Genomic DNA, 16,599 nt, shown 5'->3' on the forward strand with positions numbered 1-16,599 from the left:
TTTAATCGCCTTTCATCGTGAAATGACGATAACTACTCCGGAATCACTTGTTCTATTAATTCTAATCTTTTTACAATAGAATTTTTAGCCAATATAGTTCCCGGCGATAAAACGGCATTTGCTCCAACTCTGGAATTATCTCCAACCAAAGAACCAAATTTATCCGAGTTTGTTTCGATAACCTTATTATCATAAAGCACGGATATTTTTTTATTCGCTCTTTCGTTGTAATGATTTGCGGCAATCGAACCCGCTTCAAAATTGATGTTTCTGCCAATGATACTATTTCCGATATAATTAAAATGGGCAATCGCAGTGCCTGAACAAATAATGCTGTTTTTTACTTCGCAACCCGGACCAATTTTTACCGATTTGTCTAGATAAACACCTTCTCTAAAATAAGCATTTGCCCCAATGTAGCAGTTCTCGCTAATAATGGCCGGTTTTTTTATCGTAACATTATTTTCGATCGTGGCCGATTTATGAATGGCGATATTGTCCTGAATGATGTAATCGTCACCCAGATTGAGGATCATTTTTTCGATTATATTTTTAAGGTCATTCGTAATATTCCATGGTTCTGAAGTAGAAAGATCGCTGAAAGTCTTAGAGAAATCTTCGATAAAATGGTCGATAAGCATGATGGTATTTTTAATTGCAATTTAATGATTTTTTATTTTGAAGATGTGAAGTTTCCCAAAGCTTCACCAAGGAATATTAATAACAAAGCTCCAGAGGAGCGTCATATTTATAGAAAAAATGTATTGAGTTTGTGTTTAAGCTCCAGAGGAGCGACATATTAATGCGCTAAGAATTTCACCCCGCCGGGTTTAATTTTATTAAAAAATCTTTACACATCTCCGTGTATTCTTCGTGCATCTCTGCGTAATAACGCGCGAAATAACTTTAGAATCAACTTTGTCGTGATCTTATAAAACATTTCCTTAAATTTGCTTCCATTATAAAAAAATACAATAGTTATAAAAATCAAGCTATGTTACAAATCGCATTTATTAGAGAAAATCAAGAGAAAGTAATCAAGGCTTTAGCAAAACGAAATATCGATGCTAAAAGCGTTGTTGAAGAAGTCGTGCAATTAGACGAAAACCGTCGTGCTACACAAGTAGAATTAGACAACACTTTATCTGAATCTAATAAATTGTCCAAAGATATTGGAGAATTAATGAAAGCGGGAGAGAAGTCTAAAGCGGCAATCTTAAAAGAAAAAACGGTTTCATTAAAAGAAAAAAGTAAAGAACTAGGTGAAAAAGCAGAAGCTTTGGCAACCGAATTGACTGATAAATTATATACATTACCAAATCTTCCGGCTGATATTGTTCCTGAAGGAAAAACTCCGGATGACAATTTGAATGTTTTTGAAGAAGGTGATATTCCGGTTCTTCATGAAGGTGCACAACCTCACTGGGAATTGGTAAAAAAGTACGATATCATCGATTTTGAATTGGGTGTGAAAATTGCCGGTGCAGGATTTCCAGTTTATAAAGGAAAAGGGGCTCGTTTGCAACGTGCTTTGATCAATTACTTTTTAGATAAAAATACTGCTGCAGGATATAATGAAGTTCAGGTGCCACATTTGGTAAACGAAGCTTCAGGTTACGGAACAGGACAATTACCGGACAAAGAAGGACAAATGTATCACTCAACAATTGATGATTTATATTTGATTCCAACGGCTGAGGTTCCTGTTACGAATTTATTCCGCGATGTTCTTTTAACTGAAGCTGAATTACCGGTTTTATATACGGCTTATACGCCATGTTTCCGTCGTGAAGCAGGTTCTTACGGAGCACACGTACGCGGATTAAACCGTTTACACCAATTTGATAAAGTAGAAATCGTGCGTGTTGAACACCCTGATAAGTCTTATGAAGCACTTGACGGAATGGTAGAACATGTAAAAGATATTTTGAAAGAATTGAAATTACCTTACCGCGTTTTACGTTTATGTGGTGGCGATATGGGTTTCACATCGGCTTTAACGTATGATTTTGAAGTATTTTCTACAGCGCAGGATCGTTGGTTAGAGATTAGTTCAGTTTCTAACTTCGAAACTTTTCAGGCAAATCGTTTGAAATTGCGTTTTAAAGACAAAGACGGAAAAAACCAATTGGCACACACGCTTAATGGAAGTTCATTGGCATTGCCAAGAGTTTTGGCAGGAATATTAGAAAATTACCAAACTCCGGAAGGAATCGTAATTCCAGAAGTTTTACGTCCGTACTGCGGATTTGATATTATAAATTAAGAATAAAATAAAGTTTACAGTCGCAATATTCAGTTAGCGGTCGCAGTTTTCAGTTTCAGGTTACACATTTTAGTGCGACTGAAAACTGCAACTGAAACCGAGACTAAAGATTGCGACTGAATACTTTTAAAAAGTACCATATATGAACGGAATTTTAAACTGGAATGTAGATCCTGTTATATTTATGATAACAGATAGTTTTCCTTTAAAATATTATGGAGCTCTTTTTGCCACCGGACTTTTACTAGGGTATTATATTGTAAGAAGTATTTATAAAAAAGAACATCTTTCGCTGGATAATCTGGACAGTTTACTGGTATATGTAATCGTAGGGACAATTTTAGGTGCACGATTGGGACATTGTTTTTTTTATGAACCAGCTTATTTTTTGCAACATCCAATAGAAATTTTATTACCAATTCAAAAAGTAGCGGGAGTTTATAAATTTGTTGGTTATCAGGGTTTAGCCAGTCACGGAGGATCAATTGGGGTTTTGATCGCAATGATTTTATATTGCCGAAAATACAAGGTTAAATTTTTATGGATTTTAGATAAAATGGCGATTGGAGTTCCGGTTACAGGAGCTTTTATCAGGTTTGGAAATTTTATGAATTCTGAAATCTACGGAAAACCAACAAACGGAAATTGGGGCGTTGTTTTCGAAAGAGACGATATGATCCCAAGGCATCCAACGCAATTGTACGAAGCATTTGCTTATTTATTGATTTTCGGAATTGTTCTTTATCTTTATAGATCAAAGAATATTAGAAAATCTGACGGATTAATTTTTGGATATTTCCTAACTTTAATGTTTGTAGCGCGATTTATAATAGAATTTTTTAAAGAAAATCAGGAAAGCTTCGAGAATAATATGATCATTAATATGGGACAAATACTTAGTATTCCGTTTATATTAATTGGCATAGCTTTGATAATCTGGAAATCTAAGAAGAGCGTTGAGGTTTAGTTTACAGGCGCAGTTTTCAGTTTTCAGTCACAGTCGCAGTTTACAGTGAATTGCGCTGAATACCGAGACTGAATACCGAGACTGAAAACTGAGACTGAATACTGAAAACTGCGACTGAAAAAGACTGAATACTGAAAAAGACTGAAAATATGAAAAACATCTTTATTTACATCGTTTTATTATGGTCTACTTTTGCGTTAGCACAAAATGAGCAACTGGCTCAATATTACTTTGATAAAGGTGATTTCGAGAAAGCAAAAATCAGTTACGAAGAGCTTTTAAAAGCTTCGCCATCCAATACTCAGTATTTTTTAAGAACTGTAGATTGTTATCAGCAATTGCAGCAATTTGATCTGGCTCAAAAAATCATTCAGGAGCGCTACAACAGATACAAACAAGGTGTTTTTTTAGTAGAATTAGGATATAACTTTCAATTACAAAAAAACGAGGCTAAAGCCAAAAATTACTACGAACAGGCAATAGAAAAAATTAAAGCAAGTCCGAATGATGTTTACGGAATTGGAAATTCTTTTGAGAAAAAAGTATTGCTTGAATATGCTTTAAAATCTTATCAAATGGCAATGCAGGTTCAGCCCAATTATAATTTCAATTTCCAGATCGGGATGTTGTACGGACAATTGGGTAAAACAGATCAGATGATCGATCTTTTATTGACAGAATCATACAACAATCAACAGAATGCTAATTTAATACAGACACAATTATCGCGTTTCATGAATGGTGAAACAGATAATACCGCTTTTAAAGATGCAATGCGTAAAGCTTTAATCCTGAGAACCCAAAAAGATCAGGACGTTTTCTGGAACCATTATTTAAGTTGGTTTTATGTACAGCAAAAAGAATTCGGGAAAGCCTTTATTCAGGAAAAAGCCATTTACAAACGTGATCCTGAATCGCTTTCGAGTATTGTCAATTTAAGTCAGTTTGCTTTAAACGAAGACGATACAGATACTGCTGCAGAAATTCTGAATTTTATACTTCAAAACACTAAAGATTTAGATTTATTGGTACAGACCAATTCGTATTTAATGCAGATTAAAATCGATAAAGCGCAGGAAAAAGATTATCCCGCCATTAATACTGAGTTACAACAATTGCTTACAACCTATGATATAACTCCTTTTACCTTATCTTTGCAAATAATTCAGGCGCATTTCCTGGCTTTTAATCTCAAAAAGACTGAAGAAGGGAAAGCAATCGTTAAAAAAGCATTGGATTTAAACTTGAATGATTATCAAAAAGCAGATGCGAAGATGGAGTTGGCAGACATCTTGCTTTTAGAAGAAAAATTCAATCAGGCGTTGATTTATTATTCTCAGATTCAATTGGATTTAAAGAATGATGTCATGGCGCATGAAGCAAGTTTAAAGGCGGCGAAAACTAGTTATTATAAAGGTGATTTCGAATGGGCTTTAAAACAGTTTAAAGAGTTAAAAGCGGCAAACACGCAATTGATTGCAAATGATGCTCTTGAATATTTTTTATTGATAAATGATAATACGGTTGCAGATTCGACACAAACGGCATTAAAACAGTTTGCAAAAGGTGATTTTTTAATCTATCAAAATAAGAAACCAGAAGCAATTGCTCAGTTTCAGAGTATTCTTAAAACCTTTAAAGGGCAGGAAATAGAAGCTGTAACATTGTTGCGTTTGGGTAAAATATATGAAAGTCAAAAAGATTTTAATTCGGCTTTAAGCCAATATCAACAAATCATAGACAATCATAGTGACGGAATTTATGTAGATGAAGCGCTGTTTTTTTCGGCAGAAATTTACAACGACGAATTCAAAGATATAGAAAAGGCAAAACCTTTATATGAGAAGGTAATTTTTAACCATCAGGATAGTATTTACTTTGTTGATGCCAGAAAAAAATACCGAGAGCTGAGAGGAGACAAGAATTTATAAGTTGGTTTAATTGGTTATTCGTTTAACCGATTAACCGAAAAACGATTAAAAAAGAATTAGTAATATGATGATTGCATAAGATTTCAAGAACTAAAAATAAACTTAGTCTCTTAGAAGCTTAGAATCTCAGAACCTTTAAAGAAATGATTATTTACAACGTCACCACAAATATACACGAAAGCGTTCATGACCAATGGTTAAAATGGATGCAGGAAAAACACATACCGGAAATTCTGGCTACCAATAAATTTTCTTCGGCAAGAATCGTAAGGGTTTTGATTGAAGAAGAAATGGGTGGAATCACTTATTCGGTTCAGTATGTTACGGATAGCAAAGAAACTTTAGACCAATATTATATTGAAGATGAACCAAAATTTCATCAGGAAGCTTTGGGATTATTTGCAGATAAAATGCTTTCTTTCAGAACAGAGTTGGAAGTGATTTCGGAACATTAAGATTGCCCGCTGATTTTACGGATTAAACGGATTTTCGCAGATTATTAGATTTTAAAATTTGTGATAATTTTTGTAATTCGTGGCAAAACATAAAAATAAATAAAACTTTGCGTCTTAGTGCCTTTGTGGCTAAATTGATAAGAAAGAAAAGTTTAGTGTCTTTGTAAAAAGGCAAAACAATAAAGAAAATGGAAAAAGTAAAAGCCAAAAAACATTTAGGACAACACTTCCTGAAAGACGAAAGCATCGCAAAAGCAATTGCAGATACTTTAAGCTTAAAAGGATATGATGAGGTTTTAGAAATAGGACCAGGGATGGGTGTGTTGACTAAGTATTTGCTTGACAAACCAATTAATACACACGTAATCGAGATCGATGGTGAATCTGTGGTGTATTTGGGTGAAAATTATCCAAAACTAAAAGATAAAATTATCTCTCAGGATTTCCTGAAATACAATATAAACGAGGTTTACGAAAATAAACAATTCGCTATTATTGGAAATTTTCCTTATAACATTTCAACGCAAATTGTTTTCAGGACTTTAGAATTCAAACATCAGATTCCGGAATTTTCGGGGATGTTTCAAAAAGAAGTTGCTGAAAGAATATGCGAGAAAAAAGGCTCAAAAGCTTACGGAATCTTATCCGTACTGGCTCAGGCTTTCTATGATACAGAGTATCTGTTTACAGTAGATGAAAACGTCTTTATTCCTCCGCCCAAGGTCAAGTCGGGTGTGATGAAAATGACCCGAAAGGAAGATTATAGCCTTCCGTGCGGAGAAAGGTTGTTTTTTACAGTAGTAAAAACGGCTTTTCAGCAAAGACGAAAAACATTACGTAACAGTTTGAAAACATTAAATTTATCTGATGAATTGCGATTAGACACTATCTTTGATAAACGTCCTGAGCAGCTTAGCGTAGACGAATTTATTGTTCTGACTCAAAAAATAGAAGCCGATGGAGTTCAAAGTTAGCAAAGAATTAATCCACCAGTTAGAGGAACATATCGTTAGTAAAAACGACAAAGAACTTGAAGTTTTACTTAATGATCTACACCACGCTGATATCGCCGAAATCCTGGATGAGCTGGATTTCGACGAGGCAACTTATATTTTCAAGGTTTTAGATAGTGATAAAACGGCAGAAATTCTTCTGGAACTAGAAGATGATTTACGTGAAAATATCTTAAGCCGACTTTCGCCAAAAGAAATTGCAGAAGAGCTTGATGAGCTCGAAACCAATGACGCGGCGGATATTATTGGTGAACTTTCGCAGGAAATAAAAGCGGAGGTAATCTCAGAACTTAATGACGTTGAACACGCAAAAGACATTGTCGATTTGTTGCGTTACGACGAAAATTCTGCCGGTGGTTTGATGGGAAAAGAGTTGGTGAAAGTCAACGAAAACTGGAATGTATTAACTTGTGTAAAAGAAATGCGTATTCAGGCAGAAAACGTTTCCAGAGTACATTCTATTTATGTAGTTGATGATGAAAACCGCCTTAAAGGAAGATTGTCATTAAAAGATTTACTAACCACTTCGACCAAAACGCAGATTTCTGATATTTATATTCGAAAATTAAACTTTGTAAATGTAGATACTGAAGATGTTGAGGTAGCACGTATCATGCAAAAATACGATTTAGAGGCCATTCCGGTGGTAGATGAATTAGGACGATTAGTAGGAAGAATTACCATTGATGATATAGTAGATGTAATCAAGGACGAAGCAGATAAGGATTACCAATTAGCAGCGGGTATTACGCAAGACGTAGAATCAAACGATAGTGTTCTTGAACTTACAAAAGCACGTTTGCCCTGGCTTTTAATAGGAATGGTGATCGAAATTGTAGCATCATTTGTTCTAAAAGGAAACGAGGCAACCTTTCAAAAATATTCAACCTTAATTATTTTCGTTCCGCTACTTTCTGCGACTGCAGGAAATATTGGAGTTCAGGCATCTGCAATTGTGGTGCAGGGTTTGGCAAACGGAACATTAAAAGAATTTAGCCGCGGTTATTTTAGTAAAGAGATAAGCGTTTCGATGATTTCAGGAACTATTATTTCCCTGCTTTTATTGGCGTATCATTCTGTAATGTACCAACAATATTTAGTGGGAATCGCGATTTCTATTTCGATGATAGTAGTAATCTTATTTGCTGCGACATTGGGAACTTTGGTACCGTTATTTTTGCATAAAAATAAAATTGACCCCGCAATTGCAACCGGTCCGTTTATTACCACAACCAATGATGTCTTTGGAATTATGCTCTACTTTGGAGTAGCCAAATTGATTCTTGGTTTCTAAGTTTTTTGCAACAAATTAATAGAATACAGTGATTTAAGATCTGTAAAATCTGTGTAATTTGTGGCAGAAAAATTCGCTATTAACCAGCCAATAAATAAGCAATGAAAGTACATATCATAGGAGGAGGGAATCTTGGGGTTTCTATAGCCTTGGGAATTGCTAAATTCTCAAAAAATAATCAGGTTACTGTTACCAGAAGAAACATCGCGAGTATTCAATATTTAACTGAATACGGAATCACGGTTTCATCAGATAATAAACATAATATTCAGGAAGCCGATGTGGTGATTTTAACCATAAAACCGTATCAGGTTGATACTGTTTTTGCTGAGATTTTGCCTGTAATTCAGGGAAAAACTATTGCTTCGGCAGTGAGTGGTTTGTCTTTAGATGTACTTCAGGAAAAAACAAACAATGCTTTTCCGGTAATTCGTATCATGCCAAATATCGCAGCACAGTTTGGTGAATCGGCAACTTGTATTTCTTTCCCCGAAAAGGACAGAGAAAAAGCATTGCCAATTGTTGACTTGTTTCAGGATTTGGGAACAGCTCCGGTAATCGACGAAAAGCTAATGGATGCAGCAACAGTTCTTGGAGCATGCGGAACAGCTTATGCTTTAAGATATATTCGTGCTTCGATGCAAGCCGGAATCGAAATAGGTTTTGATTCTCAAACGGCTTTGGCAATCGCAGCACAAACCGTAAAAGGAGCTGCTAAAATGTTATTAGAGGAAAAAGTACATCCGGAACAATTAATTGATCGTGTAACAACACCGCAAGGCTGTACAATTGTTGGTTTGAACGAAATGGAACATAATGGTTTCAGTTCATCATTAATAAAAGGTATCAAAACTTCTTTGAAACAAATTAAAGGCTAGTTTTAAAATGAAATTCTAATATAAAAAATCCCAAATTCCAACTTTGTTGGGGTTTGGGATTTTTTTTGTTTAAAAGTGTTATTGGCTTTTTTGTCACTTCCACGAAGGAGAAGTCACACGAGTAACTCGTCAGAGATTGACAGAAATCAAGTTATCAAATAATTGGAATTTGGAATTTGAAAATTTTACTTCTTAATCAATTGTATATACTTTCTCCCACATTCCGAAATCTTAGTATAAGAATTCATAGCATTGCCATAATTCTGAATTGTAAGTGTATCTGTTGCATAACTGGCGCCAATTCCTACGGGAATTTCTAATTGTTTAGAATCTGTTTCAGACTCAGCGATAGAATCGTTGTCTTCTTCGTGGCTGATATCTCCTTCATATTCATCCCATTCTATACCTTCTAAAACTATAGTTTTTTCTCCGGATTCATTTGTAATAAAAGTGGCTTTGCCTTTTAACTTGCGAAGTTTCGTGTTTAGAAAATAAGTATATCCATTTTTTGTTTTGGTGATTTCAATAGAAATTTTGCAGTCCTCTGTATTGTTCGGCTCAGTTTGAGTTTCGTATAAACCTTCAATAGATTCTTTATTTGCTTTTGTTTCAAGCGAAATGTTACCGTTTGATGTGTCTTTTTCAACTACAGGTTTTGGCTTGTTTTCGCATGCAGAAAGAAATGATATTAGTAAAAATGCAGTTGTAATTTTAGATATGGATTTCATAAAATTAAGAGTTTTTATTTTTTTGCCAGAATATATTTCAAATATATAAAGCCTAAAATTCCGGAAAGAACGGAAGCGATCAAAATTGCAATTTTAGAAAAAATGATAGTTTGAGGGTCTTTAAAAGCTAAAATGGTGATAAAAATTGACATTGTAAAACCGATTCCTCCTAACATTCCTGCGCCTAAAATATGAGCCCATTTAAGGCTTTTAGGCAATGAACACAAGCCGGCACTAACTCCAATAGATGAAAAAAGTAAAATTCCCAATGGTTTTCCAATTACTAAACCTAAGATAATACCAAATGTATTTGGATGATTTAATCCCTGGTGCCAGTCAGATTCTATTGCAATACAAGTATTCGCGACAGCAAATAGTGGTAGAATTACAAAAGCAACCGGTTTATGTAAAAAATGCTGTAATTTATAGGAAGCAGAGTTTTCTCCGCCATCTCCAAACGGAATAACAAAAGCCAGAATAACGCCGGTAATTGTAGCATGAACGCCAGAATTTAGCATGAAATACCACATGACAACTCCTCCAATTAAATAAGGAATCAGATTTTGAACTTTCATTCGATTCAAAACAAACAATAAAATCCATATTCCTAAAGCAATGGCAAGATTTACAAAAGCAATTGTTGTAGTATAAAAAATGGCAATTACAATAATAGCACCCAAATCATCAATAACAGCCAAAGCAGTTAGAAATACTTTTAATGACGAAGGGACTTTTTTGCCTAAGAGAGATAAAATTCCAATTGCAAAAGCAATGTCCGTTGCCATTGGTATTCCTGCACCGTTTTGTGTTGCTGTCCCAAAATTTAAAGCCAGGAAAATGGCAGCCGGAACCAGCATTCCGCCAAAAGCGGCCATAATTGGTAAAGAAGCATTTTTTATACTCGATAGTTCGCCGTGATAAATTTCACGTTCTAACTCTAAGCCAATCAATAAAAAGAATATTGCCATTAAACCGTCATTGATCCAATGTGTGATAGAATGTCCGCCTAAATCTTTCTCCCAAAAAACAATATATTCTGTTTGAAAAGAGGAGTTGGCAAGATATAACGATATAATCGTGACAAAGAGCAAGAGTAATCCTCCTGATTTTTCGTTGTTAAAAAAGGATTTAAAAGTCTTGGTTAATTTCATTTTTAAATTTGATATTTATTCTAATGCAAATTCAACAGCTTTTTTTGCATGAATTTCTGCTGTTTTAAATAGTTCAGCATTCGTATATTCATTAGTAATTAATAATTCTATTTCTGTACATCCTAATATAATACCTTCAGCTCCCTGATGAATTAAATCAGTAATTATGTCTAAAAAAATATTTCTTGAATTGCTTTTTATTATTCCTTTTACAAGCTCGTCATATATAATTCTATGAATCTGATGTCTTTGTTCCTGGTTTGGGATTATGGTTTCTATATTGTATTTATCTAGTAATCTGCGTTTGAAAAAATCTTGTTCCATTGTAAAAGAGGTTCCTAGCAGTCCTATTTTTTTAATCTTTTTTTCGTGAATTTTTTCGGCAGCTGCATCAACAATATGGATTAGAGGAATCGATATGTTTTTTTCTATTTCATCTGATAATTTATGCATGGTGTTGGTACATAATACAATGAAATCTGCTCCGCTTTTTTCAAGTTTTTGAGCTGCCTGGATCATTAAAATTGCTAGTTTGTCCCATTCTCCTTTTTTTTGCAATTCTGCAATTTTATCAAAATCAACAGAGTACATTATCGACTCACACGAATGAACGCCACCTAGTTTTTCCTGAACGGTTCTATTGATTATTTGATAATATAATGTAGAACTTTCCCATGACATACCTCCAATCAAACCAATTGTTTTCATAAAAACCGTTTTATGCGAATTTACACATTTATTAGCGATTTTTTTGGGTTAAAAGAGAAAGCCGTATTTTTTTTGTTACTTTGTTTTTCTAATTTAAGTTATAATTTCATGTCAATTAAAGTTTTACATATCGATAGCAATCATCCAATTTTATGGCAACAATTAGAAGATGCCGGTTTCGAAAACCACGCTGATTTTAAATCTTCTAAAGAAGAAATTGAAGCTAAAATTCAGGATTATAACGGAATCGTAATTCGTAGCCGTTTTAAAATCGATAAAACCTTTCTGGACAAAGCCACCAATTTACAGTTTATTGCCAGAGTTGGCGCGGGTTTAGAAAGTATTGATTGTGATTATGCTGAGTCTAAAGGCATTCACTTGATTGCAGCGCCGGAAGGTAATCGCAACGCTGTTGCAGAACACTCACTTGGTGTAATTTTATCCTTGTTTAATAATCTGAATCAGGCAAACGCTGAAATTAAATCCGGACAATGGAATCGCGAAAGTAATCGAGGCCATGAACTGGATGGAAAAACGGTTGGAATTATTGGTTATGGAAATATGGGAAAAGCTTTTGCTAAAAAGCTTCGTGGTTTTGATGTAGAAGTGATTTTTTATGATATTCTAGAAAATATTGCAGACGAAAATGCCAGACAAGTTTCATTGCAGGAATTACAGCAAAAAGCAAATGTTCTGAGTTTACATCTACCTTGGACTCCTGAAACGGATAAAATGGTAAATGCTAACTTTATAAATGCATTTGCAAAGCCGTTTTGGATCATAAATACGTCACGCGGTAAAAATATAGTTACGGCTGATTTAGTCGCAGCAATGAAGTCTAAAAAGATCTTGGGAGCTGGTTTAGATGTTTTAGAGTATGAGAAGTTGTCTTTTGAAACACTTTTTCAGGATAAAAATACTCCGGAGGCTTTTCAATATCTTTTAGAAGCTAAAAATGTTTTGTTAACACCTCATATTGCCGGTTGGACTTTTGAAAGTCATGAACGATTAGCGCAAGTAATTGTAGATAAGATAAAAGCAGTTTATTCAAAATAAATTTTAAGGAATTAGCAATTTTTATAATCTTAAATTTTTAGATTTTTATAACGAGTTATTTCTGTATATTTCTGCATCCATAATTAGTTTTTAATGTTAATTTTTAATAATATTGTTTCCGATTTGGCTAAATATCTTAAAAATATTATGCTTAAAATCTTAAAAACAAGGTTTAACTAACTAATTTGCTGTAGTCTATGATTATCTTCGGAAGTAAAACTGTTGGAAGTACTGTTAAATCAGGAAAATTTGATTGTCCAAATTGCAGAAGAGAAGAAAGCTACAAGTTGAAAAACTATAAAAAGTACTTTCATATCTTTTTTATTCCGTTGTTTAAAATTCAGGACCTTGGTGATGAATTAAACTGTTTCTTTTGTAATACGGTTTATATTCCCGGATCTATTTTGTCTCAGGAACAATATGATACAAGAAATAAATTAGGAAATCTTTCTTATGAAGAAAATAATAGATTAGGTCTGGAGCCTTGCGATTTTGGAAAAAGAGTTGGGGCTTATGCAATTGATCTAGCCATTATGTATGCCATAAGTTTAACGATAGTTTTCCTGGTGCCATCGATCTCCATGTTTTTTATGTTTATTGGATTCATTTATTTTATAGCTTGTGATTTTGCCCTGAAAGGATCTTCTTTAGGGAAACTGGCATTGTCTATAAAAACAGTTGATTTTGAAGAAAACAAGGAGATTCTTGCTTACAATATAATTTTACGAAACCTTATTAAAGGAGTTTGTGTTTATTTCCCCCCTTTATTTATGGCTTCATCACTGAATCAGGATAAAAGGGCCATTCATGATTTAGCGGCAAGAACAATGGTTGTCGATAAATAGTTTTGGGCTGTTTGTCAGGATTTGGTTTTCAGCAAATTTGTAACATATTATTATTAACTATAAAAGGGAATAAAAAATGGAAAATACAAAAAGAGAAGAGTGGAATAATCCACAAGGATACGGAGTCGAAAACAAAAGAGTGCTTGCGGGAATTCTGGCCATAGTGTTAGGCGCTTTGGGAATTCATAAATTTTATCTTGGTTATACCAAAGAGGGAATTATTCAGCTTATTCTTGGATTCATGTTTGGAATTGGCGGATTAATTGGAATTGTAGAAGGTATTTTATATTTACTAAAAACCGATGAAGAATTTTATCAAACCTATCAGATAGGTTATAAAGGCTGGTTTTAATGTAAACCGAATAATAAAGTTTTACAAAATATTGGGAACGCCAATAGGTGAACTTTTTTAATACAATAATAACATATAAGGAACGAAAGTTGGTTTTTAGTAATTTATTTTCGCATTCCTTTAAAAATAAAAAGCCCGTCTAATGCTTAGAATTAGAAATAACATAACCCTTAATTAAATAATAAAAAATGGAAAACAATTTTCAAGAAACGTCTAATAATTTTAATGAGCAGATTCCGGTATTCAAAGTAGATCCAATAATGGTATTGGTTTTTGGAATTTTATCTTGTGGTTTGTATTTAATTTATTGGAATATTAAAGTATCTGAAGTTTTTAATGCAGTTGCCGGAAAAGAAGTTATCTCACAGCCAATTGCAATTTTTGCAGGATGTTGTATGCCGGTAAATATTTATTTTTATTACCTGGCTGGTAAAGAGGCATTGCCAAAAGTTTATGAGAAAACTGGTGAACTTCAAAAAGATCAATCTACTTTATTAATTGTTTTGGGACTTTTCTTTCCAGTAGCAGCAGCAATGATTGTACAAGGTGATATCAACAGATTATACAAATAATAGCAGAGTAAAGCGTAAAGTTTACGGAATTATAGGTGCAGTAATTACACTTATAATTCCGTTTTTACTAATGCTTAACAATCATAATGATCATTTAGAAACTGATCAGTCATTTTGTCCCTTTAAAATGATTACAGGATTTCCTTGCCCGGGTTGTGGCATAACAAAGTCCTTAGTTTATTTTTATCAGGGAGATATCTATAAAAGTTTGAGTTATCATATTTTGGGGCCTTTTGTTATTATATTTTGCTGGTTAACCATCATTATATTAACGACAGAAATTATTACCAAAAAGGAATACTTTACAGGACTTTTATACAATAGAAAACTGGCTTATAACATGGCTTATCTTTTAGCCTTTTATCATTTTATACGATTGGTTCTGTTTATCAGGAATAATTCTTTTGATGATATATTGCATCAGTCTATTTGGTTTTAAAACATAAAAAAACTCATAAGTTGCGGCTTATGAGTTTTTTTTATTTATATGTTGTTAATTAATCTTCTTTCTCAGATAATTTACGCTCTAATTCTATTTGAAATTCTTCGATAACAGGTTTCATAGTACTTTCAGGAATATCTGCGATTCTAATGTACATTAAGCCGTCTACAGCATTATTGAACAAAGGATCTACGTTGAAAGCGACAACACGTGCGTTTTGCTTGATATACTTTTTAATTAAAACCGGCAAACGTAAATTTCCTGGTTCTAATTCGTCAATGATTTTGTCGAATTTGTTTAAGTCAGATTCTGCTTCATCAAAGATAAAATCTTTATCAGCATCTTTTAGTTTTACTTTATACGCTTTCTTAGGGTGAATGTATTGAGCAATATACGGATCATAATAATTAGACTTCATGAACTCAATCATCAATGATTTCGAGAAATCAGAGAACTGATTGCTGATACTTACTCCGCCCAATAAATATTTATGTTCAGGATAACGTAATGTGGTATGAATAATACCTTTCCATAATAAGAACAAAGGCATTGGTTTTTGCTGATATTCTTTAATGATAAACGCACGGCCCATTTCGATTGATTTATGCATCATATCATGCAATTCAGGTTCGAATCTAAATAAGTCGTTCAAATAAAAACCTTCTATTCCGTATTTTGGGTAAATTTCAGAACCCAATCCCATACGATATGCACCGGCGATTTTTTTTGTGTCATCATCCCATAAAAACATATGGTGATAATATTGATCAAATTTATCCAGGTCAATAGATTCATTGGTTCCTTCTCCAACTTCGCGGAAAGTGATTTCTCGTAAACGGCCAATTTCGTGCAGGATATTAGGGATAGATTTTGCTCTTGCAAAAAACACTTCGTAGTTTTTACTTTGCAACAATCGGCAATCACTATTTCTTAACGCATTAACTTCGTCAAGCATTTTTGATTCATTTGCAGGCGTAACGATTTTTTTAGGTGCTTTAGGTATTTTTAAGCTTGCCGTATCCAGTAATTTGCTGTCCTTTTCAAAAGGATTAGCCAGCATATAGGTTTTCTTTCTTAAAAATTCTGAGTAATCTTCAAACGATTCAAACTCATTTTGCTCATTTACAGAAATTGGTTTTCCAATACGAACCTTAATTACACGATCTTTTTGCGTTAACAATTCTGATGGTAATTTTGCAGTTCTTAAAGTATCATCGATTTTAGAAAGCCAATAGAATAATCTGCTGTTTTTAGCATGAAAATAAATAGGAACAACCGGAACTTTGGCTTTTCTGATTAGTTTTAATGCACCTTCTTCCCAAGGTTTGTCTACAACTAATTTGCCATCTTTATAAGTCGATACTTCTCCTGCCGGAAAAATACCTAACGGTTTTCCGTCACTTAAATGGCGTAAAGTTTCTTTGATTCCAACCACGCTTGATTTAGCATCCTTATGATTCTCAAAAGGATTAACCGGCATGATGTATTTTTTTAGCGGAACAATTCGGTGTAATAAGAAGTTAGCAATAATCTTGAAATTAGGTTCTCTTTCGAGCATTAATTTCAATAGCAAAATACCATCAATTCCTCCAAGCGGATGATTCGAAATGGTAATGTAAGCGCCATCTTTAGGCAAACGTTTTAAATCTTCCTCAGGAATTTCGAACTTAATCTGTAATTCATCTAATACTCCGTTTAAAAACGCAACGTCTTCTAAATGTTTATTATGATCGTAAATTTTATTAAGGGTAGAGATCTTAAGAACCTTCATAAGAATCCAGCCTGAAAAAGTACCTAAAACTCCGTACTTGTCAACATTTATTGCCTTTGCAACTTCTTTCGCGGTAACTAAACCCATGTACTATTTTTAATTTATTAGAGCAGCGAACAAAGATAACAAAAAAGTCTACTTTTCGTTGATTCAAACACAAACTTTCCACA

General features: G+C 33.7%; 17 protein-coding genes. 12 read left to right on the plus strand and 5 right to left on the minus strand.

The window, feature by feature from the left end; translation table 11 throughout:
• Positions 1-32: 32 nt before the first annotated feature.
• Positions 33-641, minus strand: coding sequence for a DapH/DapD/GlmU-related protein (locus tag BXU01_RS06320; RefSeq protein ID WP_255373714.1), 609 nt, complete (start codon positions 639-641; stop codon positions 33-35).
• Positions 642-994: 353 nt separating this feature from the next.
• Here BXU01_RS06320 and serS point away from each other — a divergent pair, with 353 nt between their 5' ends.
• The 7 genes from serS (at position 995) to proC (ending at position 8,804) form a co-directional block, all read left to right on the plus strand.
• Complete coding sequence (gene serS / locus BXU01_RS06325; RefSeq protein WP_083692323.1) at positions 995-2,266, plus strand: serine--tRNA ligase; 1,272 nt, start codon at positions 995-997, stop codon at positions 2,264-2,266.
• Positions 2,267-2,408: 142 nt separating this feature from the next.
• Positions 2,409-3,233 (plus strand): prolipoprotein diacylglyceryl transferase, encoded by an 825-nt coding sequence (lgt, locus tag BXU01_RS06330; protein WP_083692326.1) that lies wholly within the window; start codon positions 2,409-2,411, stop codon positions 3,231-3,233.
• A 149-nt stretch (positions 3,234-3,382) separates the two neighbouring features.
• Positions 3,383-5,164 carry a tetratricopeptide repeat protein gene (locus BXU01_RS06335; RefSeq protein WP_083692328.1) on the plus strand — a complete coding sequence of 594 codons (1,782 nt, stop codon included), beginning with the start codon at positions 3,383-3,385 and terminating at the stop codon, positions 5,162-5,164.
• A gap of 143 nt (positions 5,165-5,307) precedes the next feature.
• Positions 5,308-5,619 carry a DUF4286 family protein gene (locus BXU01_RS06340; RefSeq protein ID WP_055094228.1) on the plus strand — a complete coding sequence of 104 codons (312 nt, stop codon included), beginning with the start codon at positions 5,308-5,310 and terminating at the stop codon, positions 5,617-5,619.
• Positions 5,620-5,807: 188 nt separating this feature from the next.
• Positions 5,808-6,593, plus strand: a complete 786-nt coding sequence (rsmA, locus tag BXU01_RS06345) for a 16S rRNA (adenine(1518)-N(6)/adenine(1519)-N(6))-dimethyltransferase RsmA (protein ID WP_083692330.1) — start codon at positions 5,808-5,810, stop codon at positions 6,591-6,593.
• Positions 6,577-7,926 (plus strand): magnesium transporter, encoded by a 1,350-nt coding sequence (mgtE, locus tag BXU01_RS06350; RefSeq protein ID WP_055094223.1) that lies wholly within the window; start codon positions 6,577-6,579, stop codon positions 7,924-7,926. The genes rsmA and mgtE overlap by 17 nt, the downstream gene beginning before the upstream one ends.
• Before the next feature lie 101 nt (positions 7,927-8,027).
• The gene (proC, locus tag BXU01_RS06355) at positions 8,028-8,804 is read left to right on the plus strand and encodes a pyrroline-5-carboxylate reductase (RefSeq protein WP_083692332.1); all 777 of its coding nucleotides are present in this window, start codon (positions 8,028-8,030) and stop codon (positions 8,802-8,804) included.
• A 185-nt stretch (positions 8,805-8,989) separates the two neighbouring features.
• On the opposite strand, the gene BXU01_RS06360 is transcribed toward proC, so the two are convergent.
• The 3 genes from BXU01_RS06360 to BXU01_RS06370 are packed head-to-tail and all read right to left on the minus strand — an operon-like array spanning position 8,990 to position 11,391.
• Complete coding sequence (locus BXU01_RS06360) at positions 8,990-9,532, minus strand: hypothetical protein (protein WP_083692334.1); 543 nt, start codon at positions 9,530-9,532, stop codon at positions 8,990-8,992.
• 14 nt (positions 9,533-9,546) lie between these two features.
• Complete coding sequence (gene nhaA / locus BXU01_RS06365; RefSeq protein ID WP_083692336.1) at positions 9,547-10,683, minus strand: Na+/H+ antiporter NhaA; 1,137 nt, start codon at positions 10,681-10,683, stop codon at positions 9,547-9,549.
• A gap of 15 nt (positions 10,684-10,698) precedes the next feature.
• A complete protein-coding gene (locus tag BXU01_RS06370; protein ID WP_083692339.1) occupies positions 10,699-11,391 on the minus strand; it encodes an aspartate/glutamate racemase family protein in 693 nt (230 codons plus the stop codon).
• 108 nt (positions 11,392-11,499) lie between these two features.
• On the opposite strand from BXU01_RS06370, the gene BXU01_RS06375 reads away from it, so the two are divergent.
• The 5 genes from BXU01_RS06375 to BXU01_RS06395 all read left to right on the plus strand — a co-directional run bounded on the left by BXU01_RS06375 (position 11,500) and on the right by BXU01_RS06395 (position 14,655).
• Entirely contained in the window at positions 11,500-12,447 is a 948-nt protein-coding gene (locus BXU01_RS06375; RefSeq protein ID WP_083692704.1) for a 2-hydroxyacid dehydrogenase, read from the plus strand.
• Between the two features lie 197 nt (positions 12,448-12,644).
• Positions 12,645-13,292 (plus strand): RDD family protein, encoded by a 648-nt coding sequence (locus tag BXU01_RS06380; RefSeq protein WP_083692341.1) that lies wholly within the window; start codon positions 12,645-12,647, stop codon positions 13,290-13,292.
• A gap of 76 nt (positions 13,293-13,368) precedes the next feature.
• Positions 13,369-13,644: a TM2 domain-containing protein gene (locus BXU01_RS06385; protein WP_083692343.1), complete on the plus strand. Its 276-nt coding sequence runs from the start codon at positions 13,369-13,371 to the stop codon at positions 13,642-13,644.
• A gap of 188 nt (positions 13,645-13,832) precedes the next feature.
• Entirely contained in the window at positions 13,833-14,216 is a 384-nt protein-coding gene (locus tag BXU01_RS06390) for a DUF4234 domain-containing protein (protein WP_055094212.1), read from the plus strand.
• The gene (locus BXU01_RS06395) at positions 14,191-14,655 is read left to right on the plus strand and encodes a DUF2752 domain-containing protein (protein ID WP_056248144.1); all 465 of its coding nucleotides are present in this window, start codon (positions 14,191-14,193) and stop codon (positions 14,653-14,655) included. The genes BXU01_RS06390 and BXU01_RS06395 overlap by 26 nt, the downstream gene beginning before the upstream one ends.
• Before the next feature lie 58 nt (positions 14,656-14,713).
• Here BXU01_RS06395 and BXU01_RS06400 read toward each other — a convergent pair whose 3' ends face one another.
• Complete coding sequence (locus tag BXU01_RS06400) at positions 14,714-16,516, minus strand: lysophospholipid acyltransferase family protein (protein ID WP_055094208.1); 1,803 nt, start codon at positions 16,514-16,516, stop codon at positions 14,714-14,716.
• Positions 16,517-16,599 lie beyond the last annotated feature (83 nt).

The sequence above is a fragment of the [Flexibacter] sp. ATCC 35103 genome (assembly GCF_001975985.1).
In the GTDB taxonomy this organism is placed as follows: Bacteria; Bacteroidota; Bacteroidia; order Flavobacteriales; family Flavobacteriaceae; genus Flavobacterium.